This is a genomic window from [Mycoplasma] falconis (assembly GCF_006385795.1).
In the GTDB taxonomy this organism is placed as follows: domain Bacteria; phylum Bacillota_I; class Bacilli_A; order Mycoplasmatales; family Metamycoplasmataceae; genus Metamycoplasma; species Metamycoplasma falconis.
This window is the reverse complement of record NZ_VFSS01000030.1, coordinates 1-611: the sequence shown is the minus strand read 5'-3', so window position 1 is coordinate 611 and position 611 is coordinate 1. Positions and strand designations below refer to the sequence as shown.

The following is a 611-nucleotide window of genomic DNA, read 5'->3' as shown; positions in this document are numbered from 1 at the left end:
CGATGCCGACGGCAAAAACATCATCTGCCAGGGTGCCATCCCGTCCGAACAGTTCAAGCTGCCGGTCGACGACCGACTGCGGGCGGCGCTACGGGACGACTCCGTCCAGCCGGAGCAAGCCCAGCTGGACATCGAGGTCACCAACGTGCTGAGCCCCAAGGAGATTCAGGCCCGAATTCGGGCCGGCGCGTCTGTCGAACAGGTCGCTGCGGCATCGGGCTCCGACATCGCCCGTATCCGCCGGTTTGCCCACCCGGTACTGTTGGAACGCTCGCGCGCGGCCGAGCTGGCAACCGCGGCGCACCCGGTCCTGGCCGACGGCCCGGCGGTGCTGACCATGCAGGAGACCGTCGCCGCGGCCCTGGTGGCACGCGGCCTTAACCCCGACAGCCTCACCTGGGACGCGTGGCGCAACGAGGACAGTCGCTGGACGGTGCAGCTTGCCTGGAAGGCTGGCCGCTCCGACAACCTGGCGCATTTCCGCTTCACCCCCGGCGCCCACGGCGGAACCGCCACCGCGATCGACGACACGGCCCATGAGCTGATCAACCCCACCTTCAATCGCCCGCTACGGCCGTTGGCGCCGGTCGCCCATCTCGACTTCGATGAGC

1 protein-coding gene is annotated in these 611 nt (G+C 68.9%); it reads left to right on the top strand.

Going from position 1 to position 611, the window contains the following annotated elements; translation table 4 throughout:
• Positions 1–611: septation protein SepH (gene sepH / locus FJO69_RS07740; protein WP_140781574.1), on the top strand; the 611-nt coding region annotated here is incomplete at both ends.